The sequence below is a fragment of the Paenibacillus periandrae genome (genome assembly GCF_022458865.1).
GTDB lineage: Bacteria > Bacillota > Bacilli > Paenibacillales > NBRC-103111 > Paenibacillus_S > Paenibacillus_S periandrae.
In genome coordinates, this window is record NZ_JAJNMU010000197.1 from 1 (window position 1) to 257 (window position 257).

At 53.7% G+C, this 257-nt stretch carries 2 tRNA genes; both read right to left on the reverse strand.

Annotation, left to right across the window (positions count from 1 at the left end):
• Nucleotides 1–40 precede the first annotated feature (40 nt).
• Nucleotides 41–115 (reverse strand) — tRNA-Glu (locus LRL21_RS45210).
• Nucleotides 116–132: 17 nt separating this feature from the next.
• Nucleotides 133–222: transfer RNA gene (locus LRL21_RS45215), tRNA-Ser, on the reverse strand.
• Between the last annotated feature and the right edge of the window lie 35 nt (nt 223–257).

A 257-nucleotide genomic window follows, 5' to 3' on the forward strand; every position in this document is an offset into this window, starting at 1 on the left:
AAGGCAGATGCTCTCCCAGCTGAGCTAAGCGCCCTTGCTTTGGTGACCCGTAGGGGACTCGAACCCCTGTTACCTCCGTGAAAGGGAGGTGTCTTAACCACTTGACCAACGGGCCTTATTCAATAATGAATACGGAGAGAAAGGGATTCGAACCCTTGAGACGCTTGTGGCGCCTACACGATTTCCAATCGTGCTCCTTCGACCAAACTCGGACACCTCTCCATATGGCTCCCCGAACAGGACTCGAACCTGTGACA